The following is a 26,312-nucleotide window of genomic DNA, read 5'->3' as shown; positions in this document are numbered from 1 at the left end:
AGAATTATAGAGTCATCAAACACCGGGGCCTTGAAACCACTTGCACGATGAATCATACACATCTGCATGATACTATTGAGAACCAAAACCTATTACATGAACGAATCTTCTAAAATAGCCATTATTGGTGGAGGAAGTTGGGCTACAGCCATTGCAAAAATCCTTAGGGAAAATGATGTAGAACTCAACTGGTATATGAGAAATGTCGAGACTAGTTCACAGTTTAAAAAATTGGGACACAATCCTCGCTATCTGACTGATGTTGACTTTGATATCGATAAAATTCGTTTTTATAACGACATCAATCAAATCGTTGAAGATTCGGATTTGATCATATTCGCCATTCCATCGGCTTTTTTAAAGAATGCCCTATCAAATCTAACGGTTCAATTTAAAGATAAATTTATCGTTTCAGCCATCAAAGGTATTGTCCCTGATGAGAACATGATTATTGGCGATTTTTTCCACCATATTTATCAGGTTCCAACTGATAATATCGGTGTTATCTCTGGGCCATGTCATGCTGAAGAGGTAGCTATGGAGCGCTTATCATACCTAACAATTTCATGTCAGGATTCTGAGAAAGCCGATTTCTTAGCTGAAAAGTTGGAGTGTCCCTATATCATGACAACCACATCAGATGATATTTATGGTACTGAATATGCAGCTGTTCTTAAAAATGTTTTTGCAATAGCTGCTGGTATCTGTCATGGTTTGCGTTATGGCGATAATTTCCAGTCGGTTTTAATATCGAACGCTATTCAAGAAATCAAACGTTTTGTAGATACCGTTCATCCTATCACCCGAGATATTAAAAGTTCGGCCTACCTAGGCGATCTTCTGGTAACCTGTTATTCACAATTTAGTCGTAATAGAACATTCGGTACTATGATTGGGAAAGGCTATTCGGTTAAAACAGCACAACTCGAAATGCACATGATTGCCGAAGGTTATTATGCTGTAAAATGTATCAAAGAAATTAACGAGAAATATAAGGTTCACATGCCAATCACTATGGCGGTTTACAATATTCTATATGATCGTATTTCTCCTGCAATAGAAATAACCTTATTGACAGAAGAGTTAAGATAAAAACATCAAATTTATTATTATAAATCTACTCTTCCTTGTGAAATTTTGAGGGGGATGAAACTTAGAGCAGAGTAGAAACTTAATTTCAAGAAAATGGAACATATTAAATTAAGTATCGACAAAACCTTGACCTTTGTAGACAGAGAAGAAATCTTCCAGTACAAAGAAGAAAGTAAAAAGCATTTAACTGCCCTTCATGCAGGAACAGGTAAAGGCAACGAATATACGGGCTGGGTTAACTTACCATCACAAATTACGGCTGCTGAATTGAAAGATATTCAAGACACAGCAAATAACTTAAAAGAGCGCATTGAAGTTCTGGTTGTCATTGGTATTGGCGGATCTTATTTGGGAGCAAAAGCAGTAAACGATGCTTTGGCAAACAACTTTGATATGCTTCAGGCAGACAACGAAAATCCATTGGTTCTTTATGCTGGACAAAACATCAGCGAAGATTACCTTTATGAACTAATGGAGATTCTAGAAAATATCGAATTTGGAATCTGCGTGATCTCTAAATCGGGTACAACAACTGAGCCTGCTCTTGCATTCCGATTGTTAAAAGAATTACTTGAAGAAGGTGTAGGAAAAGAAGAAGCTAAAGAAAGAATCATTGCTGTTACTGACGAATCAAAAGGAGCTCTTCGTACTCTAGCTGATCAGGAAGGTTACAAGACTTTTGTTATTCCTGACAATGTTGGTGGTCGTTTTTCTGTTTTAACTCCAGTAGGTTTACTTCCAATTGCAGTAGCAGGTCACGATATCACAAAATTAGTTGAAGGTGCAAAAGCAATGCAAGAATTCACTGTAGCAACAGAATTTGAAGAAAATCCTGCTCTACTTTATGCTGCAACTCGAAACGTTCTGTATTCTAAAGGGAAAGAGATCGAAATTTTAGCGAACTACAACCCAAAACTTCACAATATTGCTGAATGGTGGAAACAACTATACGGCGAAAGTGAAGGAAAAGAAAACAAAGGTATTTTCCCAGCTAGTGTTGACTTGACTAGTGATTTACACTCAATGGGGCAATACATTCAAGAAGGACAGCGTAACATTTTCGAAACCGTTCTCTCTATAGCTAAAACAAAATATAAAGTTGTTATCCCTAAAGACAAAGACAATCTTGACAAACTTAATTTCCTTGCAGGAAAAAGAGTTGACGAGGTGAATAAAATGGCTGAATTAGGAACTCAACTAGCACATGTTGATGGTGGTGTACCAAATATTAGAATTGAGCTTCCTGAGCTTAATGAATTCTATATTGGTGAGTTACTATATTTCTTCGAAATTGCTTGTGGTGTTAGTGGTTACATTCTTGATGTTAACCCTTTCGACCAACCAGGTGTTGAAGCATACAAAAGCAATATGTTTGCCTTATTGGAAAAACCAGGTTTCGAAGAAGAAACGAAAAAGATTAAAGAGCGATTATAAAAATCGGTTATATAAAACTAAAATGGCTATCTCGAAAGGGGTAGCCATTTTTATTAGAATTTTATTTCCGGATCATGTCTTTTAAAGCAAAGTTGTCCAAAATTCAGGGATACTAAGCTGTCTTCGATACAACCAAGCTTAGGGTATGATCACAGGTTAAGCTGTAATAAAAACAGTTAAATCCAAAACTCAAGTTCACTCTATTTTATTTCACAATAAAAAGTACAGAACATACTCTTTATAAGAATTTATATTTGTTGACCAGGATACGCCTCGAAGCATAATTAAGTTCGGAACAAAACTGGAATAAAGATGGACCAAGGCTGGATCAAAGCTGGGTTAACCCAGTTGTGATACGAAGCTGATACGGAGAAGTTACAAGGCAGACGGTAAGAAAACGGCTTTCTTAAGGAGGGAGAAAAGTGAAAACGTATAAATAGTAATAAGAAGAGCTAATCCACAGAAATTAGGGCGATATGCACAATTTCATTATTGAGAATTTTGAAACCCATGTCGTAAGTTTCAGTAGAGAAAGAAAAACTTCAAAACTATGCTTGCCAGACCATATAATTTAAAACAAATACACGCTTATTACACCTCAATATCATTCTTTCTCATCTTGTAAATTCGGATTCTCTTTCCTGAAAACTGTCCCATAAAGAAAGCAAACAGCATAAAAGGATAGGTGAAAATTTCATAACCCACGTCAAAAAAATGTCGAAATAAAATAACAAAAGGGATCGGTAAATGAATGGCTACAAACCACATCACTGAATACTTCTTAAAACCTTGACGAACATAACCAAAAGGAACATTCACCAAATAAGTCGCTATCATTGCAAATAATAAATTCATCTCCATAGGCATGCAAGTTAGCAATAGATATTAAAAATGAAAATCTAGACTTACCAGTTGACTCGAAATTCAATAAAAAAAACGCGATGGTCAAACTCAAAAAAGACTACGAAATATTTATTTTGCATATCTTTTTATTATCAAAATCTTGAATACATTTGCGCTGAAAATTATTCGTATACCATGAAATTAGCTCAGCAACTAAAAGGATTATTAATAGCCCTCTTAGCAACCATTACATTTTCCAATGTTTACATTTTCAGCAAGCTGGCAATGAGAGATGTGAATTTGGCAAGTTTTGGTGTTTTATGGTTTAGCAGTGCTATATTTTGGAATATACTATATAATTGGTACTATAAAAAACGACATCGCTTTAGAAACCTTTCAAAATCGGCAAAGAAAACTCTTCTGCTTATCGCAGGCTCTGAATTAATAGCCACTTCTGCTTTTTTCTTAGCCATTCAATTAACACCCAATCCAACAATTGTTTCGTTTCTAGCTAACACTAGTCCTGTATTTGTTATTATTATTAGCATCATCTTTTTAAAAGAACGATTTACACTGCTCGAATTCCTAGGAATAATCCTAACGATATTGGGGGTTATTCTAATCAACTATACCGACGCTGGCTTTACAATTGAAATCCTGACGAGACCAGAAAGTCTTGCCACTTATATTTTTGCTCTATTTTATGGGATCAGTTTAATTTTAGCTAAATCGGAAATAAGAACACTCCCTTCAACCATGATTACCTTATACCGCAACTTTGCCTTATTAGGTGGCTTTTTATTATATACAATTTACCTTTTTGAAATACCCCAATATACAAGTCTTTCAATCATCTACATTTCAATAGGCTCATTACTTGGTCCATTCCTAGGTACTATATTAACCTATATAGCCTTAAACTATATAGAGGCTTCAAAAGTAACAATCGTTCTATCAAATCGTAGCTTTTTTATAATAATAGGTAGTTTCTTTATTATGAATATGCTTCCAACACAAAATCAATTTATAGGAGGCATAATCACAATTATGGGAACTTTTGTGATCTCCTGGGCAAGTCTAAAAAAGAAAAAACTAGGTAATTAACCATTGGCCGAGATCAGCTGCAACTTCTGCTTATCCATTATAGTTATCGTTGAACCATTGGTGCTGATAATTCCTTCATTGCAGAATTCTTTCAATATGCGAACGACATTTTCTTTGGCCATTCCTGTAAATTCACCCAACTCCTGTCTGGATAGAATAGGGGCAAATTCATCGGATTTAAATACCTCATCAGCAAGTTCCAGTAGGCCCTCTGCCATTCGTCCTGGCATCTTTTTCTGAGCCAAACTTATCATTTTATAGAAAATCCGCAATGATTTCAGACTAATATCTTTTAAGTAACCTTCGGCAAACAAGGGGTTTTTTTGGACATAGGATTTGATCAAATTCATATCGATAAAACAAGCACTAACATCGGTAAGTGCGACTACGCTATAATGATGCGTTGAGTCAACATAATTTCCTGGCCCTGCTAATAAATAGCCTGGCTTAGCCAAACCAAGAATAATTTTTTTTCCATCGAAACCTTCAAGATATATTTTTGCAATACCCGAGGAAAGAAACACGGCACTAGATGTAGGTGAACCAGCTTTGAAAATCGTTTCGCCAGCAGTAAAACTTGACTGAAACCGACTTTCACTCATTTCTTTCATTTCAGCAGATGTCAAATTCTTAAAATTCGGCCAGGCATGGGGACAAGAGCCACAGCAAACATCAGTTCCTTTTCCAAACATATAGGTTTATTTAGGTATAATTCAAATTCTAATATAGTGATAAATATCAACTCAAGCCAAGATTCACATCGCTATTTTTTCTATTAAGAATCATTATTGCAGTAGATTACTGTCATTGGGTATTATGAGGGATTTTTTTCTGTAATCAGTAGATTTATCGAATAAATTCTTTAATCCCCTAACTTATGAAACGAAAACAATTTAAAATCTGGCTTCTCTTCCTTGCAGTAGGAGCAATATTCGCAGCTTGTGAAGGACCTCAAGGTATTGCAGGTTTAAATGGTACTGATGGTGCTAATGGAACCAATGGTGTAGATGGTACTGATGGCAATGCCACATGTATGGCTTGTCACTCTGGTGAAACCAAATCAAACATCGAAGCACAATTCTCAATGTCTGTACATAGTAGTGGCGTAAATGCTGTTGACTATGCAGGTGGACGTGCTTCATGTGCTGCATGTCACTCTCACCAGGGATTTGTTCAATTTGCTAATAATGGTGAAGTTCTAGGTAATATCACAAACCCAACTGCATGGGAATGTGCAACCTGTCATGGATTACATGAGACAATGGAAGCAACCGATTATGCTTTAAGACTTAAAGATCCAGTAAAGCCTATTTTCGATCCTACAACTACAATGGATCTAAAAGGTAATTCTAATTTATGTGCCAACTGCCATCAATCAAGAAGAGCTGAGCCAAATATTGACAAACCAGGCGATACTTATAATATTACAAGTACCCATTATGGTCCACATCATGGTGCACAAGCTAATGTTGTTGCAGGTGTTGGCTTTGCTCAAATTGCAGGTTCTGTTGATTATCCAGAAGCCGGTTCTGCCAAACACTTAAATCAAGCCTCATGTACAGGTTGCCATATGGCAGAATTTGATGCTGAAGAAGGAGAAGGTGGACACTCATGGAAGCCTTCATTATTAGCATGTAATACTTGTCACGACGCTAGTAATACTGACTTTAATTATGGTGGCGTTAGAACTGATGTTGAAGATAAACTTATTGAACTAAGAGACCAGTTAATTACCTTAGGTGTTGTAGGTGGAGATGACGTTGATGGTTATCACCCAGTTGTAGGAACTTATCCTATGAAACAAGCACAAGCATTCTTTAATTGGGTTGGTTTAGAGGAAGACCGTAGTTTTGGTGCTCACAACCCTAAGTATGTGAAAGCTTTATTGCAAAACTCAATTGAAGCTATGGAAGTTGAAATTGCAGCATTACCATAATTACAACTAAATTAAAATAGATATTTGTGAGGAGTTGTTTAATGTAACATTGAACAACTCCTTTACAGATAAAATCAGATGTTCTATACCAAGACATCATCATTAAAGTAGAGATGGCAAGCTTATTGTTACACCATATAGTGTTATCGAAACAAAGTAAGCATCTCATTTCACTTAAATAATAATCATATGAAAAGATATATCAAAGTACTAGCTTTCCTTTTCATGATTGGATTAGTTGCCTGCGAATACGATTATATCGTTGAAACTGTACCAACACCAGAACCTGACCCGGAAAATCCGATCAGCTTTACTGCACAAGTTGAACCAATCTTTCAATCTAAGTGTATAGGATGTCACGATAGCAGAACACCTATTTTAGTGACAGGTTCTGCTTTTGCGAACCTTACTAACGGAGGCTTCATCAACACTGCCAATCCTGCGGAAAGTAAAGTCTACAAAAGATCAACAGACGGACATGGTCAAAATATGGGTTCACAAGAACGTCTCCTGTTATTAACATGGATTACCGAAGGAGCTAAGGATAACTAATCAAATACATGCAATTATGAGAAAATATATATTTACATTATCATGCCTGCTTGTTTTTGCTTTTGGGAGCGTTCTAGCTCAAGAGACTGAAACGGAAACCAAGAAGGTTGACAAACCAGTTAGATCACCTTTTGAAAGTGGATATTTAATTGATAATCAAACAACAGTTATTCAACCGGTGAACACTTTAGAATTTGCTATACAACACAAATTTGGAACCGTTGAAAATGGACATTCTGATCTTTGGGGTTTATTTGCCTCAGGCGCAAATATTCGCCTTGGATTAAACTACGTTGTGGCGAATAATGTTCAAATCGGCTTAGGTGTTACTAAGGACAAAATGACGACCGATTTTAATGCCAAATGGACTATTCTTGAGCAAACAAGAAACAATACAGTTCCTCTTGCTCTTGCAGTATATGGTAATATTGCCATTGATGGTAGAGATAAAGATCAATTTCACGATGATTTTAAATCTTCTAATCGCTTATCATCTTTTGCTCAAGTTATTGTAGGTCGTAAATTTTCAGATGAACTAAGCTTGCAAACAGGACTTAGTTTCTCTCACTACAATTTAATTAATGAGGGAATGTATCACGACAAAGTTGGTGTGCACTTTAATGGTCGATATAAGGTTTCACCACAGGGTTCGATCATTTTCAACCTTGATATGCCACTTGATCTGGGATACTTAGATACAGAAGCTGATAATTATGAAAATCCAGAACCAAACTTTTCTTTTGGTTACGAAATTTCAACCAGTACACACGCGTTCCAAATTTACATGGGCAACTCTAGTGGTTTAATCCAACAGGATATCATGGTGAATAACCATAGTAAAATTGATATGGACAATTTTATGATTGGCTTTACAATTACAAGATTGTGGAATTTTTAATCACTCAAACTTACAATTATGAAAACATTAAAAAAAATAGTCATGGGATTAACTCTGGTTTTTGCTGGAGCCCTATTTATGGCTTTTGCTTTACCACAGGATAAAAAAATGGGCGGACCATGGGAAATTCCAGCTAAGTACAAAGACATGAAAAATAGTATGAAAGATGATGCCGGTTCATTAAAAATTGGCAAAATGCTTTATACTAAGCACTGTAAATCTTGCCATGGGGGTAAAGGAGAGGCCGACGGTCCTAAGGCGGGTAGTATGAAAACTGCAATTCGTTCTTTTAAATCGGCTGAATTTCAGGCACAATCTGATGGTGTCCTTTATTACCAATCCTTTGTTGGTCGTGATGAAATGCCAAATTACGAGAAAAAGGTATTAGACGATGAAGATAGATGGTCTATCATCAACTATCTGAGAACTCTGAAATAAGATTATCAATTCAAATAAATTCCTGAAGTGCTCTGTATTTCAGGAATTTTAATTTACACTTTATAATATGCGTGTTTCCCAACTAAGGCTTTCTTTACTTCTTATCTTTTTAGCTTCATTTGCATTGAATCTAAAAGCAGATAATGATTGTTTACGATGTCATTCGAATCAAACTCACACCATATATAATGAATGGACCGAGCGAAATGAAAAACGCTTAATGAACCCATATTTTATTCTTGATTCTTTAAGAATAAAGGCAGGTGTACATGGCTCTTTCAAATGTATCGATTGTCATTCCTCAGATTATGAGACCTACCCTCATCAAGGAGATTTAAAATTAGAACCTCTTTCAACCTGTATTGATTGCCATGGAGGAGACGAAAATTTCGCAGATTATAAATTTGAACAGATAGAAGAAGAGTTTAAAAAAAGCACTCATGCTCGTGCATTAGGAGATCAATTTACCTGCTCTAAATGTCACAATCAACATTATTATCAAGCAAAAGCGCGCACAAGCGAAAATGTAAAAGACATTGTTAAGTCTAGCAATGAAATGTGTTTGTCCTGCCATGATGATTCTCCAAGGTATCAATTGGTATCTGAATCGCAAAGTCCAAAACTTATAGAGACTCACAACTGGCTCCCTAATCAGAAACTACATTTCGAAAATGTTCGATGTATCGAATGTCATACAGAAGTTTTGGATTCATTGATGGTATCACACAATATTCTACCCAAAGAAAAAGCCCTTAAATTATGCGTCGAATGTCACACATCAGATTCTCATCTTAATGCATCATTATATAAGTATAAAAATATACAAGCACGTAGTCAGAAAGGTGCGGTTGGCAATATCCTTTCTAATAAATCCTACGTTATAGGGGCCTATCAAAATGAGATCTTAAACCTTTTGAGTATTCTTATTTTCTTGGGTGTAATAACAGGTGTTATTGTGCATACTTTTTTCAGAATCATTAAAAAATAGATTTCATGACTACAGAAGGAAAAATATACTTATACCCTGTATGGTTACGCATTTGGCATGCATTAAATGCTTTAGGAATTCTTGTTTTAATCTATACGGGTTTAAATATGCAGTTTGCGAAGCCTGGCTTTGAGTTGATTCGATTCGATTTAGCTGTTACACTTCATAATTACGCAGGCATAATTGTTTCAATTAGCTATCTGATGTTTTTTATTGGTAATATGATAACATCAAACAAAAAATTTTATAGAATAAAGCCCAAAGGATTACGCAAGCGCTTATTCAAACAAGCACGTTACTATGTATATGGGATGTTTAAAAACGAAGCACCTCCTTATCCAATTTCAGAAAAAAGAAAATTTAATCCAATCCAAAAATACACCTACGTTGCAGTCATGTATCTCTTAGTCCCTGTTATTATTATTACAGGTATTGCCCTACTGTTTCCCGAACTTATTATTGAAGAAGCATATAATATGAGTGGTATCTTTTTAACAGCCTTACTGCATGCTATTATTGGATTCTTTATTTCCATATTTCTTATTATCCATTTGTATTTTGCTACAATTGGAAAAAAACCAACCAGTAATTTTAAAAGCATAGTAACAGGTTGGCATTAATAAAACACAAGTCATTATAAATGTTTCGGTATGTATTTCTATACCGAAACAACTTGACTGTGCAGGATGATTATAGGGCGATTACCTCCCAATAAGTATCGGGAGGATAACTTAAATCTGAAACCGATGAAACTCCCCAACTCAGCCAGAAACTGGCTATCCCTTCTTGGAGCAGGAATTGCTGCAATGAACCTATTCATTATTGGATTCTTACTGGCTTTATCCTTCTTTTACAATTTAGGTAGCTCGTATGTAGGTCTCTTTATCTACATTATTCTCCCCATGTTTTTTGTTGGTGGTTTAATTCTGATTCCTATTGGAATGATCAGAACCAACCGTAAATTAAAAAAACATTTACTCGCTGAGGATAAGTTAGAATGGCCCAAAATCGATTTCAATGACCCGAAAACCCGAAATGCGAGTGTCGTTTTTATCGTCGGGACCGTTTTTATATTGATCATCTCATCTATGGGGAGTTATCATGCCTTTCATTACACCGAGTCGGTTGAATTTTGTGGAAAGCTTTGCCATCAGGTTATGGCACCAGAACATACTGCCTATCATCAATCATCACATGAGCGTGTAAAGTGTGTTGAATGTCATGTGGGAGAAGGATCAGGTTGGTATATGAGAAGTAAACTTTCTGGTTTATATCAGGTATATTCTGTGCTAACCAAGAAATATCCTAAACCAATCCCCACCCCCATAGAAAATTTACGTCCAGCTCGCGAAACTTGTGAACAATGCCATTGGCCTCAAAAATTCTACGATAGTAAGTTGAAGAACAAAAAATCGTATTTGGCAGATGAAACCACTACAGATCACAACATCTTCATGAAAATGAAAACCAGCGCTAATATTAGTGCTAAGGGGCTTTCTGAAGGTATTCACTGGCATATCAATCCTGATGTGAAAATTGAATATATTGCGTCAACAAGAACCCGGGAGACCTTACCTTGGGTAAGATATACAAACCTTAAAACGGGTGAAGTAAAACTCTATCTTGAGCCTGACAATTTACTCAGTCAGAAAGAAATTGACAGCCTTAAAACTCGTACAATGGACTGTTTGGATTGTCACAACCGTCCATCTCACGACTATCATGTTCCGCAAAATTTTATTGATGAGCTAATTTCATCAGGAGAAATATCCAAACAATTACCTGATATAAAAGTGGTTTCGATGGATATCCTAAATCAGGATTATCCTAGTACTGATAGTGCCATGATAGCTATCAGAAGTCAAGTTTTAGAATATTACGAGGTTATGTATCCTGAGATGTTAGAATCGAACAAAGCTGAAATCACCAATACGATTACTGCCATACAAAAGGGTTACAAATCCAATATATTCCCAGAGATGAGAGTGAATTGGAAAGCCTACCCTAACCATTTAGGCCATTTAGAGACAAACGGTTGTTTCCGCTGTCATAATGACAAACACGTTACAGATAAAGGAGAAACGATATCAAGAGATTGTAATTTATGTCACGATATTGTTTCACAAGGCAAAACAGGAGAAATGGAAATGTCAACACTTCAGGCTCCTCTTGAATTTAAACACCCTATTGATATCGATAAACAATGGGAAACCAAGCTTTGTTCTGAGTGTCATAACCAACTGTATTAGATTACAAATTGAAACAAAAAGAAACTCTCATTCCGATAAAGAATGAGAGTTTTTATATAGGGTCAATTTAATTTGAGACTTCAACAATCAGATAATCTTTTAATTTCAGATCCTTAACCAAATGTTCTGCCTGAGCACTATGAGCGAACGGACCTAAGCGATATTTGAATAAATTCTTATCTTTTAACTGATGAAGGTAAACCATATTATCAGCTAAATCAGGAATCAGTTGATTCTTAAATAGCCCAAACTGTATGTAATAACGATAGTTTAAAGAGATAGTTAAAACTCTTTCTTTACCTTCGAGACTATCAATATGAATATAAGTTGTAGGCAATTGTAATTTCTGAATTTGTTTTTGAAAAGCCAGAGCTTCCTTCTCACTAAAAAAACGAGCTAAAGGATATTGGTTTAAATTTTCGAAAACAAGTTGATACGTTTTTACTTGCTTGGTAATAGGTGTTTTCTCTTTTACAATATCACCGCCACTTCGCTCAACCTGAATAACCTGACTCTTATCGAGATTCGTCTTCTTATATACAAAGCTAAAAACAGCAAGAGATACAAGTATAGTGACAGATACAATAAGTCGAATCAAGTTTTTTTTCTTCTTGACTTCAAGTTGTTGTCTGTCCAACTCTTTTAAAAGAGCATTAATTCTTACCTGTGAGTCCTCCTGACTTCCCATTAAATTAAATAATTTTCAAATTGAGAATCAACATTAATAAAATGTCTGAATCCTATTTATTATTTATACTAGAATAAACCTATAAACCAACCCAAGGTTGAATTTTAACATGAGTTAAAAGTAATAAAATTTATTTATGTATGATATAAAAAAAATGGAACTCATCGAAGAATCGAGGGTTCCATTTATATTTGAAAGTTCCATCTTCCTTGAGGAAATTAGAACTATACGTGCTTCAAAATATCTTCTAAATTTTCAAATCGTGCTTTATAGTCATTCAGTGAACGTATAATCACTTCTTTAGCTTCATCAAGTCCATATACGTGCGTAATTTCGGCTTCGCTATCCAAACCTGGCATATCCTTATAAGTTAAAAAATAATGCTTTAATCGGGTTATAATAACCTCAGGGCAATCAGAAATATCATTGTAACTACCGTAGGTTGCATCGTTCTTTAAAACGGCAATAATCTTATCATCAGCCTCATTACCATCGATCATACGGAAACCGCCTATAGGACGTACCTCAGCAATAATATCGCCATGAGCAATCGCCTTCTCGGTCAACACGCAAATATCCAACGGATCGCCATCACCTTTAATATCTTTTTTTCCCGATTTCTCACTACAATACTCCCCTACTAACTTACCACAATACGACTGAGGTAAAAAACCATAAAGGGCAGGTACAACATTGGAATATTTTTGCGGACGGTCGATTTTCAAAAAACCACTCACCTTATCAACTTCATACTTAACCGTGTCAGTTGGCACCATTTCGATAAATGCCATCACCGAATTCGGTGCATCATCGCCAACATCAATCCCGTGCCAAGGATGCGACTTATAACGTAAGCCCATCAATCGGCCAATAGGATCATTTAATTTATTTCCCATTAGTCTATATTTTTCAATTTCAATACCAAACAGTTACCTGTTTGCAAAATTTGTATAACAAAAGTAAGAAAACAATATACAAAACAAGCCAATAGGATTTATCTTTTCCCCAATTTGTAAAAATTGAGTATTTAACGCCAATCTAAAGTGAGGTTCCTTCTATACTGCTGGTCGTGCTTTACGCTGCAACTCCTCGCCCCACCCCTCAAAAAGCCAAATGAACTGCGAGATTTCCACTACTTCCGATAGCTATCGGACTCCTAAGCCAAGACCATTAAGCTAGTTATCAGTTGGATTTTCGTAAATGTTAATAGTTATCCAATAACTGTACAAATTACACCCAAGCCAGAGCAAAACAAAAGGGGAAATCCAAGGAGTGTCCAGTAAATTCATAACTCTTAATTCAACATTAAATATCACCCTCCCCAACCATCACGATCCAAACTTCGGTACTGAATAGCTTCAGATAAATGATCGGTCTCAATAGTCTCAGAGCCTTCCAGGTCGGCAATTGTTCGCGAAACTTTAATTACAAAATTTCATTGTAAGTCGATTATTTTTCATTTATATTTAGGCAAACAATTTAATATGAAAGCAGTTATATACGCAAGAGTAAGTTCAACAGATGACTCTCAATCATTCGATCGTCAAATTGATGATTTAAAACGTTGGGCTCAGTATTTAAAATTAGACATCTCTGCAATATTTGCAGAGAAAATATCAGGTTTTAGAAAAGGGTTGGATGAAAGGATTGAATTCAATAAAATGCTTGATTACATTCAGGATAATAATATCAAGCACATAATGGTTAGTGAATTAAGCAGATTATCTAGACGATATATTGATATCGTAAATTTTATTGATGATTGCACTAAAAAAGGTATAGCAATTCATATACAAAAAGAAGGGTTATCAACATTAAATGAGAATGGAGTTGAAAATCCAACTGTCCAAATGATGACAGGAATGCTTTCCAGTATGGCACAACAAGAATCCATTTCATTAAGTCATCGAATTAAATCGGGAAAACAATTTGCAGCAAGTCAAGGAGGATGTTTTAGTGCTAAAATTTATGGTTACGATAAAGGTTCTGATGGCAAGCCTGTTATTAATGAAGGAGAATCTATTCTCGTTAAAAAAATGTTTGAATTACTACTTAATGGTGTTGGAGTAAGGACGATAGTAAACTATCTTAATGAAAATTACGAAACAAAAGAATGGAAAACTGGAAGTGTTCATTCAATCGTACGTAACTCCTTTTATTGTGGGAAAAGAAAATATAATGATTCAATCATTAAAGTTCCAGCGATTGTTGATGAAGAAACATTCAATGCAGCACAAAAATTTATCGATGAAAGAAAGCGATTTGCTGGACGAATTGGTGTCCATGTTAATCCTTTCGCCTCATTCATAAAGTGTAAATGTGGTGCAACAATGAATCAAATCATCATAAAGTCAAATAATATAAATATTTATCGCTGTTCTAAAAAGTGTGATACGAAATCTGTTAATAGACCATTCTTAATCCAGGAAGTACGAAACGTACTAGAAAGTAATGCAAGTCTATCGAAAGATGAATTAGTTAGATCAGATTTAAAACAAAAAATCGATACTAATAATGCCAATCTTACCACACACCTAAAAAGAAAACGAGCATTAAAAATAATGTCTGAAAAAAACTATGAAAGATTATTATCTAGTAAGATTGATGATGTTAAATACGATGCTTTTGAGCGCAAATTTGAGTATGAATTATCTCAAATAGAGATTGATATGAAAGATTTATATGAAACCAATAGAGCGCTTCAAAACAGTCTTGACAACGAAATAATACATTACAGTGATAATCATGATATTTTTAAATCACAATTATTAAAGATATTAGAATGGATAGAAATCGGAGACGATTTTGCTGTTGTTAAAATAAAAGGTTGGGCAAAAGCAATGATACCAATATATCGTGGACATCAATTATTTGCATATAAGAAATCTTTAAAGGAAAATAATGGACAAAATAAATATACAACTCTTGATTGGGACAATTTGCCTTTCGAAGATCATGCAGATACAGAAGAGCTTAATGAAGGTGTTTACCCTAAAGTAAGGAGGATAAAAAAAATAATTCGAGAAAATGGAGTTAAAACATATCAGTATTGGGATGAATAATGTAAAATAAGATTAACATTCATAAAGAAAATTGTCAGATATGTTCTATTTTTAAACATTGAAACAAGTAAAAATTTCATACATGATCTAAACAAAAGATAATATACTACATATAAAGAGTTTGCGTTACTAATTATTTCTCTATACGAAAATCTGGAAAATTTAATAGAAGAGGAAATGGTTGAGTTGACGCGCCTGCATGGGCGTGTTCTATTCTGCTGTGTTTAATCTTCTAGGGTGTTTCCAGATACCTCGTATTATTAAATCATTAGTAGAGGTTCACGCCCTCTTTCAATTTACATAGAGCACTATCCGTATCCGAAAGAACCTTATGGATTCATTATTTTATTTAAAGAATCAATATGAAAAAACTATCTCTTTTAGTCATTATTATCGCGTTAGTAATGTCATTTAATTCTACTGCTCAAGTAGCACCAGTAGGAAAGAAAACTCTTGAAGTAAAAGAAACATTCACTAACGAATATTTAAAAGAAATTACGAATATCGGATTAAGTTCCGCAGTAATTAATGCTCTAAACAAAAGAGTTCCAAAAAAATTAGAAAAATATGGATTCAGTAATATTGCAATTGAGGAAATTGGAAAAGTAAACGGTGTTACTAATTTAAAATTCCAAACAAATATCATTGATAATACGACAGGTAATCGATTTAAAATTCGATTGAACTCTATGACATATAGTCCTCAATATATAATCAAAGAGATAAAGCCACTTAAAACAAAAAAAGTAGTTATCAAGGAAAATATCGAGGATTATTGTAATAGCATAATTGTAGAGAAGGATAAATTTACAAATAAAACCAAATATCATTCACCATACATCAATCCAATATCATTCCTACGAGTTCAAACTGATTCTTCAATAACCAACTATATGAGTATTCAGGTTTCTGGAAGTACAATTAATGTAGGAATTAAAGGTGTTATAATTCTTTTTAAAGATGGTACAAAAATAGAAAGACCTAATGTTGAAGTAGATTCAAAAGTCAGTCGCAATGGTGGAGGATTTACATATTCAGCATTCTTTAATCTAGAGAAAGAAGAAATTGAAACTTTATCGCAAAAGATAATATCTGATGTGAGATTATACATCTATGATAGTGAAATAAAAGATGGTATTAAATATCAAGAGTATTTAAAATGTATTGAGAAAATGTAGTTTGCAAATATTGACATCCTGCATTATTAATAGAAAAGGCAAGCTTCATAAACGATCTTTATGAAGCTTGTCTTTTTTTTATATTCAAACTATCCAATCCCATACAGTAATTTCATTTTTAATCATGATTTACGGCGATATAACACACGATCTTTTTCAAATGATATAGAATGCTACATCAAGATCAAAACGCTTTATATCATTGTTTTCTTAATGAATTAAATATATTCTTGATTTCGTTATTTTTTCAAAAATATAATGTTTCGATTATACACATTAACATTTAAATTGTGCCTTAAATCGTCTAATAACTGTAATAAAAAAAAAAGATTAGACTATAAAGTCTAATCCTGTAAATGTTTCCTACTTTGTGTTGCAATAAAGTGAATTTAATCAGATACTTTATGTGCTTGTTAGATTTCTGCACATTCTTTAGATATAACTTTACCTTTATTCTTTTCACACTCTTCAATCTGCTGTTTAATACATTCTGCCATAAAGTTCCCAAAATTTACAGGAACAGCATTACCAATCATTTTATAAGCGTCAGCAACTTTGGAATAATAAAAAATAAAATCATCAGGAAAAGTCTGAATTCTTGCACATTCTCTTACACTTAAACGTCTATACAAATGTTCTTGTCCTTCAACAAATTTCCGTTTATCCTTTTCAACAAGTTCCATAGTTGGAGCTTGAGGATGTATAGGAGCATGTCTACCACCAGCTTGAATTGTAAATGATTGTTCATCCCATTTTCGCACACGATTTCTAGACATAAACATAGTCGAAAATCCACCTATCATGTATTCATGATTAGGTATAACGCAAGACATTTGGTTTGTATGATTTTTCTCTAAAGCAGGAACTGCATTTTCTTTTAGATCACCTATGGTAGTTAACAAATCAACTTTGGGATAAGTGATGTTTGGAAATTCAAATTTAAACCCAAGGTCTTTTCTAATTCCTACAAAAAACACACGTTTTCTATCCTGTGGAACATTATAATCACAAGCATTTAATAGTTGAAAAGAAAGTTCGTATCCTGCATTTCTAAACATTTCCTTAATATTCTCAAGAGCATCTTTATGTCTAGGTAATAACATTCCACTAACATTCTCTGCTAAAAAGAATTTTGGTTGTTTAGCTTCTAAGATTCTTATAAAGTCGAAAAATAATTGACCTCGTTTATCATTTATTCCTCTTAAAGCACCTGCTTCACTCCAGCTTTGACATGGCGGTCCTCCAATAATTCCATCGCATTCAGGAACCTCATCAGACTTAATATCAACAATACTTCTCCTGTCTAGAGTAGTCTGTTTATGATTTTTCTCATATGTTTCCCAAATAACTTTATCGTATTCATTTGCCCATATTACATCAAATCCAGCCTTTTCAAATCCCAAATCTAATCCGCCTGCTCCTGCAAAAAACGAAACTACTTTCATATTTTAACTTCTTTTTGTTCTAAGTATTTAACCTTCTCTTTGACCATTGTAAATATAGCTTCATTACAATTGTTCTCATAAAGAGTTTTTGCAATTATGTCACCTATATACTCTTGTCGTATTACATCTTCTCTAATATTAAATATTTCAGATAATATAATTAATCTTTTTTCGTCGAAATCTCTTTTCCCATTTTCGATCTTACTTAAATTAGCAGAATCTAATCCAAGTAACGCCGCAAGTTGCGTTAAAGTTAATTCTTTTTCATTTCTGAGTTTTCGAATATATTCGCCAAATGTAATCTTCATAGAGATGTCTTATTTCGACTTGTCATTATTTGACAAATATATTTAAATTATTCGTAATATTTTACATTTTCCAAAATGGTTTTAATCGACTTAAAATTTCCATCATTTATATTTAATATTTTAAGGAGTTTTCTAATATTCTTACCAATACTATTTGCTGACGTGCTTAATGGAGAATCAAATACAATTTCGCCATTAAGTTTCGAATCATCTATAAACCAATTCACATAAACAGCTAATGGTCGATTCCCATCCCATTTATCTGGGGTCATTCTATAATTTACAGCCTTACACGCAAAATAAATACTTTGTGTTTTAGCATAATCAGCGATGGGTCTCAAATCGTTTATTATGGTTTGAGTAGTCAATGTTGGATTTTTCTTTAGTTCTAATATACAATTTGCAACACCTGAATTAGCTACTATTCGACCATTAACATTGGAATTCTTTTTTGAACAATCAAGATTAGAACCTGAATAAACATCTATTTTTTGTGCGTCATTAAGTTTCATCAATCCTGATTTAGCTCCACTTTTACAATTAAGCAATTCGAATTTCCAACCTATCTTTAATGTCTTCGCTACGGTGCGCCCATATTTATTGATAGTTATTAAATAATCATCACGAAATTCATCTTCGATGTCACTTATTGAATCACTAATAATATCTTGAGCATCATCCCCTAGTATTTGTATCGCTCTATCTAAACTAATTTTGTTTTCAAGAAAATCAGCATTATGCTGTTTTATTGATATTTTTAGTTCAATAGAATTATTGTTAGAATCATTTGCCAAGATATAAAGATCTGTTTTACCTTCTCCCTTTGGAGGTCTTGGCTTACCTGATTCCAAAACTGTATAATTTTTAGAATCAAGTGTGAAACTTGTTCCTGCAGTAAATTGATCTAGTATGTCTGTTTCCGTTTGTGAAAATTGTACTGTCATAATGTATTTTTTTGATTTAAATCAAAAGTAACATTATTATGAAACAATTAACATTTAGAGTATACCTTAAACATTAATAGCAAACTTCAAGCAGATTCATCTCAAAGAATCTTATTTTAGTGCGATATTAAATTTAAACCTTATAGTAGCTTAAAGGTTTATAGAAAATGAGTAAGACAAATTGAATTGATTATCGAAATAAGAATAATGGATCGAACGAAAATATTGAAGAACGAATTATTAATACATGAAGCGTCAAACATTATACCGCATGTGAAAAATTGGATTTATAATGGATGTGCAAGAAAGTATCGGACTCTTCTAAAAACTTATTTTAATGATGATGAAATTATAAAAACTAAAATCACTGAAATTCTATTTCTTCTTTCATATTTAACAAACATTGATTCTCATTCAGGTGGCAATGGGTCAATTAAAACTCGACACAAGCATATTAATTTAATTCAAAATAAGATATTAACAGAGTTGTCTTTCGAACACACATGGCGATTTGTTGAAATCATAGTTGATGCAAGTCAATATTTCTGTCTTAATGAGAGTGGAGATGATAATTCAGGTACATACAAAAGACAAGTATTCTATTCTTGTAATATTCCCAATGACATCTTAAACGATATTTCCGTTCAGTCATACAAGTCATTTTTCCCTTCTCCATTGACAGAACAACCAGTTGATTGGAAATACGAGAACAATACAATCAGCGGAGGATATCAGCATATACAATATGAAATGATCAGATCACATGTCCGAGATATTGACTATTCGTTATACTCTAAAAATGTATTTGATTCTATAAATTACATCCAGTCAACAGCATGGTGTATAAATGAATCGGTCTTAATGAGAATAGAACAAGATCTTGTAGAACCAAGGTATAACGATTTTGTAAAGTTTAATAAACCAGATAATAAAAGTTGCAAATTAGAAATTGATCTAAATGATAGCTCTCTAAAGATAAGTGAATCTGAAAGAGCAAAGATTAAAGATAATCGAAAAATATATTTACAATCACTCGAATTATATAAAGCTTATTACAATCAATACGAATCAGCATTAAGCAATTATCGAACTCACAAATTAGCAATTAAACTTGCAAAAAAATATATTGATAAAACAATATACTTTCCTCACTCATATGATTCAAGAGGAAGAATCTATCCTATTCCATCAATATTATCTCCTCAAGGGACAGATGCTATTAAAGCAATGCTTGAATATGCTCAAGGAGAACAATTAACAAAAAATGGTGAAAATTGGTGTTGGGCTTATTTAGCTTCGCTCTATGGCGATGATAAATTGCCATTTACACATAGAGTTCAAAGAGGAAAAGAAATGCTTAATACCTCCTATAAACAAGCTGATAAACCATATCAATTCCTATCGCATCAAATAGAAATGCAAAATTTCATCAACGATTCTAATTACAAAATTAAAACCAGAATTCATCTTGATGCATGTAACAGTGGTAGTCAATTTACATCTGCAATCACAGGAGATATAGCAGGTTGTGAGGCAACAAATGTTATACCGACGTTTGATAAAAATGGGAATCAAAAAAGAGAAGATATTTATATTCGTATAGCTGAAACATCAATCGATCTAATAGATGATGAATTAAATGAGCTGAAATTCAAAATGAATATGAAAAATGAATTCCAACATGAAGATAAAATTGAGAAATTGGAAATATTGATGAAATTATTAGAAACCAACGGAAGAAGCATATGTAAAACCCCCGTTATGATTTCAAATTATGGAGGTACTACAATTGGTATGTCTGATTTAATATGGAAAAGTATTATTCAAAACAATATTGACACTCATTGGATAACAAAGGAAAGTGCATTACATCTATCAAGGATTATTGGAGAAGCAATCTATGGAGAATTAAACGGAGGTAAAGCATTCGAAAAGTATATTCAAGAAATGAATTCAATTTTAACAAAGTCCAATAAAGCTATAAGTTGGAAAACATCTGATGGCTTTATGGTTAACCATGTTAAATACAAAGAAGCTAGTAAAAAACAGATAACATTGAAGCTTCCAAATTCAGAAAAACAAATTAATATTTTTCAAAAAGATCGTTCATCAATAATCGATTCAAAAAAAATGAGGAGAGCAATTAGTCCAAATTTCATTCATTCACTTGATGCGGATTTATTGAGACGAGTTGCATTAAGATTACGAAATAATAACATTAAATCCTCTGATTGGATACATGATTCATTTGGCTGTCATCCAAATCATGTAGATAAGATGTTAGTTATTATCAAGAAGGAATTTATTGCATTAATTAAAACGAATCCAATAGAGTTTCTTCATGAACAATTAATTTCTCAATTAGATGACAGTACAGCACAAGTCAAGAAAATTGACAAAATAAAACTTCCTTATCAAAACGATAATAAAAATACGATTGAAATTAAACTCGACTTAATGAAGAAGAATGAATATTTTTTTAGTTAGAACTGATACACAAAATCATTAATATGCGATTCACAAGATTCGAATCAATTACTGTATTCAATCTCAAAAACGATTATTTTCACTTCTTGATTTAATAAAACCCCTTGAGGAACAAGGTGGTTTACTCAGATTACTTGCAAAAAGGCGCAATTTTATTATCTATCTGATTACATTAACGTTATATCTTTTTGACAATTATTAATCATTAAAATTTCATTTAAAAACGTTACATTTCCATATGTATTCATCTCATTTTTAACATTAACATATAAAAACAATTACTTAAATCTTTTCTTGTTATATCTTATATATTAGGTTAAAACTATCCTTTGATTATCAAGACTTTAAAAGAATGTTAAAATCAAGCTATTAAAGAATTTAATTTTTGGTCAACCGATTTTACAGTCACAAATGCTTTACCAGTTAGTTTCGAAATTTTATTTAAACTCAAACCATCCTTGAGAAGGCTAACGACATCTTTATGTCGTTTTAAATAATCTTTATCTGACATTACAGCACCACGTTTTCTTCCTTTATAGATATCACCTTTAACTTTTGCAATATTAATTCCTTGCATTTGACGTTCTTTAATTGCATTTATTTCGATGCTTGCAACAGAACTTAATAAGTCAATAATCATCTTTGCAATTGCATTCAATGTTCCGTCTTCATTTAGCAGATTCATTTGAATGTTCTCAGCATAGACTTGTACTTTTCTATCAACAAACCAATTCAATTGATTTTGGATATCTATTACGTTTCGTCCAAGTCGATCTATTGAACTAATATGAACATAGTTAATATATCCTTTTTCAATATCCTCCATCAATTTTATTGCTGCAGATCTTTTACTGAATGGAATTAAACCAGACAACTTATCTTCATACAGCTTATATTCTTTACAACCCACATTTTGCCTTGCTGTATTTTGTTCCAATGTCGATACTCTTATGTACTTTGCTTTCATTGTATTTATCATCATGCTGATAAAGATACCGACTTATAATGAAATTTTGTGACTTTTAAAATTCGATCGTAGGCCCGAGCTGAAAGACCAACTTTTTCCATGGCAACTTTCAAAAGCTGCATACCAGCTTCGTTGGGTCGACAGTATTTACGCAGAAGTCGAGAACTCATCATGGCATTGGAATGAATGCCTTCCTCATCGACAAAACGTGCGGATTGAACCTGACGAGCGAGCTCTACCCTTTCTCTAATAACTGAGGACTTTTCAGAAAGTCGTTCGTCTGAAATTTTATCGAAGGAAACGGGTGTCACCTCAATGTGAATATCGATTCGATCGAGAAGAGGCCCAGAAATTCGACTCAAATATTTTTGAACCATACCTGGGGGACAAAGGCAATCTTTATCTGGATGATTATAAAACCCGCAAGGGCAGGGATTCATTGATGAAATCAACATCGTACTTGCCGGGTAATCAACCGTAAACTTGGCACGTGAGATTGTAATCGTTCTATCTTCTAAAGGTTGTCGCATGACTTCGAGCACCGTTCTTTTAAATTCAGGTAATTCATCGAGAAAAAGCACACCATTGTGTGATAAACTAATTTCACCGGGTTTGGGAATTGTTCCGCCCCCAACCAGTGCGACATCGGAAATCGTATGATGTGGACTTCTAAATGGTCGTTTAGTCATTAAACCACTTCCCTTTTCAAGCGTGCCAGCTACCGAATGTATTTTTGTAGTTTCTAAGGCTTCCTGTAAACTTAGTGGAGGTAAAATACCTGGAATACGCTTTGCCAGCATTGTCTTTCCAGAACCTGGAGGGCCAATCATTATGATATTGTGTCCACCAGCTGCGGCAATCTCAAGGGCTCTTTTTACATTTTCTTGTCCTTTTACATCTGCAAAATCATGTTCAAAATGATTCAGATGAGAATAAAACTCTGCTCTTGTATCTACTTCTGTAATGACCAACTCAGCCTCTCCATTAAAGAAATCAATCAGTTCCTTAATATTCTCAATGCCATAAACCTTTAAATTATTGACAACTGCCGCTTCTTTCGCATTTTCCTTTGGTAAAATCAAACCTTCAAAACCTTCTTCTCGGGCCTTTATAGCCATAGGTAAAACACCTTTAATAGGCACTAAACTTCCATCCAAAGAAAGCTCACCCATAATCACATATTTTTGCAAGTCTGGACATTTAATTTGTTCAGTAGCCGTTAATATTCCAACGGCTAAGGGCAAATCATAGGCCGAGCCTTCCTTCCGAATATCAGCAGGTGCCATATTAATAATGATCTTTTTACCTGGAATTTTATAACCAACTTCTCTTAAAGCAGAATCAATACGCTGCTGGCTTTCCTTCACGGCATTATCGGGTAAACCAACCAAAGAAAAACGAACGCCATTAAAAACATTAACTTCAATTGTGATGGTGGTGGCATGAATTCCATACACAGCACTTCCGTAGGTTTTGATGAGCATTTGACCTAATTTTTAAACGATTAGATAATATAAGGAGACTTTAAATTAATGATTTATGTTGAGTTAAATAAAAATATTTTTCAGATTAAGCTTTTTAAAAGCTAAAGTCTGTTTCGATATTCCTATTCGCAAATAGTTTTCAACAGAGATGTTAATAAGTTGATTCTCGAAATATTTAGAAGAGAGAAACATTCTTCCGTTGGAAAGTTTAACTTTAAACTAATTTTAAGAAAAAATTTGAACAACTATGCGCCAATATCTCGAATTGCTAGAGAAAGTGACTCAGGAAGGTAACCAAAAGGGTGACCGAACAGGAACCGGAACAATTAGTATTTTCGGTCATCAAATGCGATTCGACCTATCAGAAGGCTTTCCTGTACTTACAACCAAAAAACTACATTTAAAATCCATCATTCATGAGCTTTTGTGGTTTTTGAATGGCGATACCAACGTCAAATATCTACAGGACAATGGGGTGAAAATTTGGAATGAATGGGCTGATGAGAATGGCGACCTAGGGCATGTTTATGGCTATCAATGGCGTTCATGGCCTAAAGCTAATGGCGAACATGTTGATCAAATTTCTCAATTGGTAAATGATATTAAGAACAATCCAAACTCACGCCGATTAATTGTAAGTGCCTGGAACGTTGCCGATATAGAAAATATGGCTTTACCTCCTTGTCATGCCCTATTTCAATTTTACGTGGCTGATGGCAAATTGTCCTGTCAGTTATATCAGCGTAGTGCCGATATCTTTTTAGGTGTGCCTTTTAATATTGCCTCTTATGCCCTACTAACCATGATGATGGCCCAGGTTTGTGATTTAGAAGCAGGCGATTTTATTCATACATTAGGTGATGCTCATATTTACAACAATCATCTAGAACAAGTTGATCTACAATTGACTCGGAAGCCTAAAAAGCTGCCTCAAATGAAAATCAATCCTGATGTTAAAAGTATTTTTGATTTTAAAATCGAAGACTTTAGTCTGGAAAACTACGAAGCTGATCCCCACATAAAGGGAGCTATTTCAGTCTAGTCTCATTTAAATGGTTAAATTGCTAAAGAGTTAAACTGAATAAGGTATTGGGATTTAAGCATCTGAGTTTTAATCACAAATTCACCCATTAACTCTTTCACTCATTAACGAACTTATACATTCACCAACATACCACTATTATGCCTATATCGATCATCGTAGCAGCTTCTCAGAACAATGTTATTGGAAAAGATAATCAACTGATTTGGCGATTATCTGCCGATCTAAAACGATTCAAGGCTTTAACAACAGGACACCATATTATTATGGGACGCAAAACATTCGATTCAATAGGAAAACCGCTACCAAACCGAACCTCAATAATAATTACCCGTCAGGCGGATTATAAGGTAGAAGGTTGCATTGTGGTTAATTCTTTGGAAGAAGCTCTTGCTATAGTTCCTGCCGATCAGGAAGCTTTTATTATTGGTGGTGGTACCATTTATAAAGAAGCTATTGACAAGGCAGATAAATTGTATCTAACATTAGTGCATAGCAAATTTGATGGAGATACCTTCTTCCCTAAGCTTGAAGCAAAAATCTGGAATAGCGTAAAACGTGAGGATTATATGCCTGATGCTAAAAATGAGTACGCCTATTCTTTTATTGATTACGAGAGAAAATAAAGTATGATTGAACTAAAAGCTTTAAACAAGCTTCATATCTCTTCCTTTTACAAATGGCTTAATGATAGTGAAAGTATCAGATATTCACTCTCTGCTTTTCAGAAAACAAACAGCCCAGACGAAGTGGATGTTTGGTTCCAATCTGTTCTTGAAGACACAAAAGGTTTAAACCTTGGAATTTTCTTGAGAGACAGTGAGCAATTAATTGGGTTTACCGGTATTTGCAAGATTTCAAGACTAAACAAATCAGGAGAATACTTCATTTTTATCGGTGACAAGTCACAATGGAATAAAGGTATTGGATGCGAGGTGACAAGGCTGGTTCTTAAAATTGCCTTTTGCGAAAAGGGACTGAACCGATTGATGCTAACGGTATCGGAACCAAACATTGGCGGATTAAAAGCCTATCAAAAAGCAGGATTCACACCAGAAGGAAAACTCAGGCAGGCTTGCTTTAGGGATGGAGCCTATCACGACAAGATTATCATGTCAATTCTAAAAAATGAATATCTTAAATCGGTTAAAGCATAAAAACAAAAAAGTCTGG

General features: G+C 33.9%; 26 protein-coding genes. 16 read left to right on the top strand and 10 right to left on the bottom strand.

From position 1 onward, the window contains the following. Positions 1 to 96 precede the first annotated feature (96 nt). Together DWB61_RS02135 and DWB61_RS02130 are read left to right on the top strand one after the other, a co-directional pair. Positions 97 to 1,092, top strand: a complete 996-nt coding sequence (locus DWB61_RS02135; RefSeq protein WP_125029241.1) for an NAD(P)H-dependent glycerol-3-phosphate dehydrogenase — start codon at positions 97 to 99, stop codon at positions 1,090 to 1,092. A 93-nt stretch (positions 1,093 to 1,185) separates the two neighbouring features. Beyond that, positions 1,186 to 2,526 (top strand): glucose-6-phosphate isomerase, encoded by a 1,341-nt coding sequence (locus DWB61_RS02130; protein ID WP_125029240.1) that lies wholly within the window; start codon positions 1,186 to 1,188, stop codon positions 2,524 to 2,526. A 591-nt stretch (positions 2,527 to 3,117) separates the two neighbouring features. Here DWB61_RS02130 and DWB61_RS02125 read toward each other — a convergent pair. After that, positions 3,118 to 3,387: a hypothetical protein gene (locus tag DWB61_RS02125; protein ID WP_225423342.1), complete on the bottom strand. Its 270-nt coding sequence runs from the start codon at positions 3,385 to 3,387 to the stop codon at positions 3,118 to 3,120. A gap of 177 nt (positions 3,388 to 3,564) precedes the next feature. On the opposite strand from DWB61_RS02125, the gene DWB61_RS02120 reads away from it, so the two are divergent. Continuing rightward, a complete protein-coding gene (locus DWB61_RS02120) occupies positions 3,565 to 4,473 on the top strand; it encodes a DMT family transporter (RefSeq protein WP_125029239.1) in 909 nt (302 codons plus the stop codon). On the opposite strand, the gene DWB61_RS02115 is transcribed toward DWB61_RS02120, so the two are convergent. Next, positions 4,470 to 5,165, bottom strand: a complete 696-nt coding sequence (locus DWB61_RS02115) for a Crp/Fnr family transcriptional regulator (protein WP_125029238.1) — start codon at positions 5,163 to 5,165, stop codon at positions 4,470 to 4,472. The two genes, DWB61_RS02120 and DWB61_RS02115, sit on opposite strands and share 4 nt — an antisense overlap. Positions 5,166 to 5,350: 185 nt before the next feature. On the opposite strand from DWB61_RS02115, the gene DWB61_RS02110 reads away from it, so the two are divergent. The 7 genes from DWB61_RS02110 to DWB61_RS02080 all read left to right on the top strand — a co-directional run bounded on the left by DWB61_RS02110 (position 5,351) and on the right by DWB61_RS02080 (position 11,534). Then, positions 5,351 to 6,409 (top strand): hypothetical protein, encoded by a 1,059-nt coding sequence (locus DWB61_RS02110; RefSeq protein WP_125029237.1) that lies wholly within the window; start codon positions 5,351 to 5,353, stop codon positions 6,407 to 6,409. A 189-nt stretch (positions 6,410 to 6,598) separates the two neighbouring features. Continuing rightward, a complete protein-coding gene (locus DWB61_RS02105; RefSeq protein WP_125029236.1) occupies positions 6,599 to 6,961 on the top strand; it encodes a hypothetical protein in 363 nt (120 codons plus the stop codon). 16 nt (positions 6,962 to 6,977) lie between these two features. Continuing rightward, the gene (locus DWB61_RS02100) at positions 6,978 to 7,859 is read left to right on the top strand and encodes a DUF5777 family beta-barrel protein (RefSeq protein WP_125029235.1); all 882 of its coding nucleotides are present in this window, start codon (positions 6,978 to 6,980) and stop codon (positions 7,857 to 7,859) included. A gap of 18 nt (positions 7,860 to 7,877) precedes the next feature. Further along, entirely contained in the window at positions 7,878 to 8,297 is a 420-nt protein-coding gene (locus tag DWB61_RS02095; RefSeq protein WP_125029234.1) for a c-type cytochrome, read from the top strand. Between the two features lie 220 nt (positions 8,298 to 8,517). Further along, the gene (locus DWB61_RS02090) at positions 8,518 to 9,285 is read left to right on the top strand and encodes a cytochrome c3 family protein (protein ID WP_158614346.1); all 768 of its coding nucleotides are present in this window, start codon (positions 8,518 to 8,520) and stop codon (positions 9,283 to 9,285) included. A 5-nt stretch (positions 9,286 to 9,290) separates the two neighbouring features. Then, complete coding sequence (locus DWB61_RS02085; RefSeq protein WP_125029232.1) at positions 9,291 to 9,905, top strand: cytochrome b/b6 domain-containing protein; 615 nt, start codon at positions 9,291 to 9,293, stop codon at positions 9,903 to 9,905. Positions 9,906 to 10,031: 126 nt separating this feature from the next. Beyond that, on the top strand, positions 10,032 to 11,534 hold the full coding sequence (locus DWB61_RS02080) for a NapC/NirT family cytochrome c (protein ID WP_125029231.1): 1,503 nt from the start codon (positions 10,032 to 10,034) through the stop codon (positions 11,532 to 11,534). Between the two features lie 67 nt (positions 11,535 to 11,601). On the opposite strand, the gene DWB61_RS02075 is transcribed toward DWB61_RS02080, so the two are convergent. From DWB61_RS02075 to DWB61_RS17955, 3 genes are all read right to left on the bottom strand, one after another. Continuing rightward, positions 11,602 to 12,222: an SPOR domain-containing protein gene (locus DWB61_RS02075; protein WP_125029230.1), complete on the bottom strand. Its 621-nt coding sequence runs from the start codon at positions 12,220 to 12,222 to the stop codon at positions 11,602 to 11,604. A gap of 224 nt (positions 12,223 to 12,446) precedes the next feature. Continuing rightward, the gene (locus DWB61_RS02070) at positions 12,447 to 13,118 is read right to left on the bottom strand and encodes an inorganic pyrophosphatase (protein WP_125029229.1); all 672 of its coding nucleotides are present in this window, start codon (positions 13,116 to 13,118) and stop codon (positions 12,447 to 12,449) included. Positions 13,119 to 13,534: 416 nt separating this feature from the next. Beyond that, entirely contained in the window at positions 13,535 to 13,648 is a 114-nt protein-coding gene (locus DWB61_RS17955; RefSeq protein ID WP_125029275.1) for a magnesium chelatase subunit ChlI family protein, read from the bottom strand. 58 nt (positions 13,649 to 13,706) lie between these two features. Here DWB61_RS17955 and DWB61_RS02060 point away from each other — a divergent pair, with 58 nt between their 5' ends. Then, entirely contained in the window at positions 13,707 to 15,284 is a 1,578-nt protein-coding gene (locus DWB61_RS02060; protein WP_125029228.1) for a recombinase family protein, read from the top strand. A gap of 362 nt (positions 15,285 to 15,646) precedes the next feature. Then, complete coding sequence (locus tag DWB61_RS02055) at positions 15,647 to 16,462, top strand: hypothetical protein (protein ID WP_125029227.1); 816 nt, start codon at positions 15,647 to 15,649, stop codon at positions 16,460 to 16,462. A gap of 413 nt (positions 16,463 to 16,875) precedes the next feature. Here the strand turns inward: DWB61_RS02055 and DWB61_RS02050 are convergent, their stop codons facing one another. The 3 genes from DWB61_RS02050 to DWB61_RS02040 are packed head-to-tail and all read right to left on the bottom strand — an operon-like array spanning position 16,876 to position 19,159. Then, positions 16,876 to 17,907 carry a DNA cytosine methyltransferase gene (locus DWB61_RS02050; protein WP_125029226.1) on the bottom strand — a complete coding sequence of 344 codons (1,032 nt, stop codon included), beginning with the start codon at positions 17,905 to 17,907 and terminating at the stop codon, positions 16,876 to 16,878. Further along, positions 17,904 to 18,215 (bottom strand): helix-turn-helix domain-containing protein, encoded by a 312-nt coding sequence (locus DWB61_RS02045; RefSeq protein ID WP_125029225.1) that lies wholly within the window; start codon positions 18,213 to 18,215, stop codon positions 17,904 to 17,906. Before DWB61_RS02045 ends, DWB61_RS02050 begins: the two co-directional genes overlap by 4 nt. Positions 18,216 to 18,262: 47 nt before the next feature. After that, positions 18,263 to 19,159, bottom strand: a complete 897-nt coding sequence (locus DWB61_RS02040) for a hypothetical protein (RefSeq protein ID WP_125029224.1) — start codon at positions 19,157 to 19,159, stop codon at positions 18,263 to 18,265. A 207-nt stretch (positions 19,160 to 19,366) separates the two neighbouring features. Between DWB61_RS02040 and DWB61_RS02035 the strand changes: the two genes are divergently transcribed. Continuing rightward, the gene (locus tag DWB61_RS02035; protein WP_125029223.1) at positions 19,367 to 21,646 is read left to right on the top strand and encodes a DNA-directed RNA polymerase; all 2,280 of its coding nucleotides are present in this window, start codon (positions 19,367 to 19,369) and stop codon (positions 21,644 to 21,646) included. Positions 21,647 to 22,007: 361 nt separating this feature from the next. On the opposite strand, the gene DWB61_RS02030 is transcribed toward DWB61_RS02035, so the two are convergent. After that, entirely contained in the window at positions 22,008 to 22,613 is a 606-nt protein-coding gene (locus DWB61_RS02030) for a recombinase family protein (protein WP_158614345.1), read from the bottom strand. Positions 22,614 to 22,624: 11 nt separating this feature from the next. Beyond that, the gene (locus tag DWB61_RS02025; RefSeq protein ID WP_125029221.1) at positions 22,625 to 24,097 is read right to left on the bottom strand and encodes a YifB family Mg chelatase-like AAA ATPase; all 1,473 of its coding nucleotides are present in this window, start codon (positions 24,095 to 24,097) and stop codon (positions 22,625 to 22,627) included. Between the two features lie 247 nt (positions 24,098 to 24,344). On the opposite strand from DWB61_RS02025, the gene DWB61_RS02020 reads away from it, so the two are divergent. From DWB61_RS02020 to DWB61_RS02010, 3 genes are all read left to right on the top strand, one after another. Continuing rightward, positions 24,345 to 25,139 (top strand): thymidylate synthase, encoded by a 795-nt coding sequence (locus DWB61_RS02020; RefSeq protein ID WP_125029220.1) that lies wholly within the window; start codon positions 24,345 to 24,347, stop codon positions 25,137 to 25,139. Between the two features lie 140 nt (positions 25,140 to 25,279). Continuing rightward, positions 25,280 to 25,765 (top strand): dihydrofolate reductase, encoded by a 486-nt coding sequence (locus DWB61_RS02015; protein ID WP_125029219.1) that lies wholly within the window; start codon positions 25,280 to 25,282, stop codon positions 25,763 to 25,765. 3 nt (positions 25,766 to 25,768) lie between these two features. After that, the gene (locus DWB61_RS02010) at positions 25,769 to 26,296 is read left to right on the top strand and encodes a GNAT family N-acetyltransferase (protein WP_125029218.1); all 528 of its coding nucleotides are present in this window, start codon (positions 25,769 to 25,771) and stop codon (positions 26,294 to 26,296) included. Positions 26,297 to 26,312: the final 16 nt, after the last annotated feature.

The sequence above is a fragment of the Ancylomarina euxina genome (assembly GCF_003863355.1).
Lineage (GTDB): Bacteria > Bacteroidota > Bacteroidia > Bacteroidales > Marinifilaceae > Ancylomarina > Ancylomarina euxinus.
This window is presented reverse-complemented; position numbering and strand designations above follow the sequence as displayed.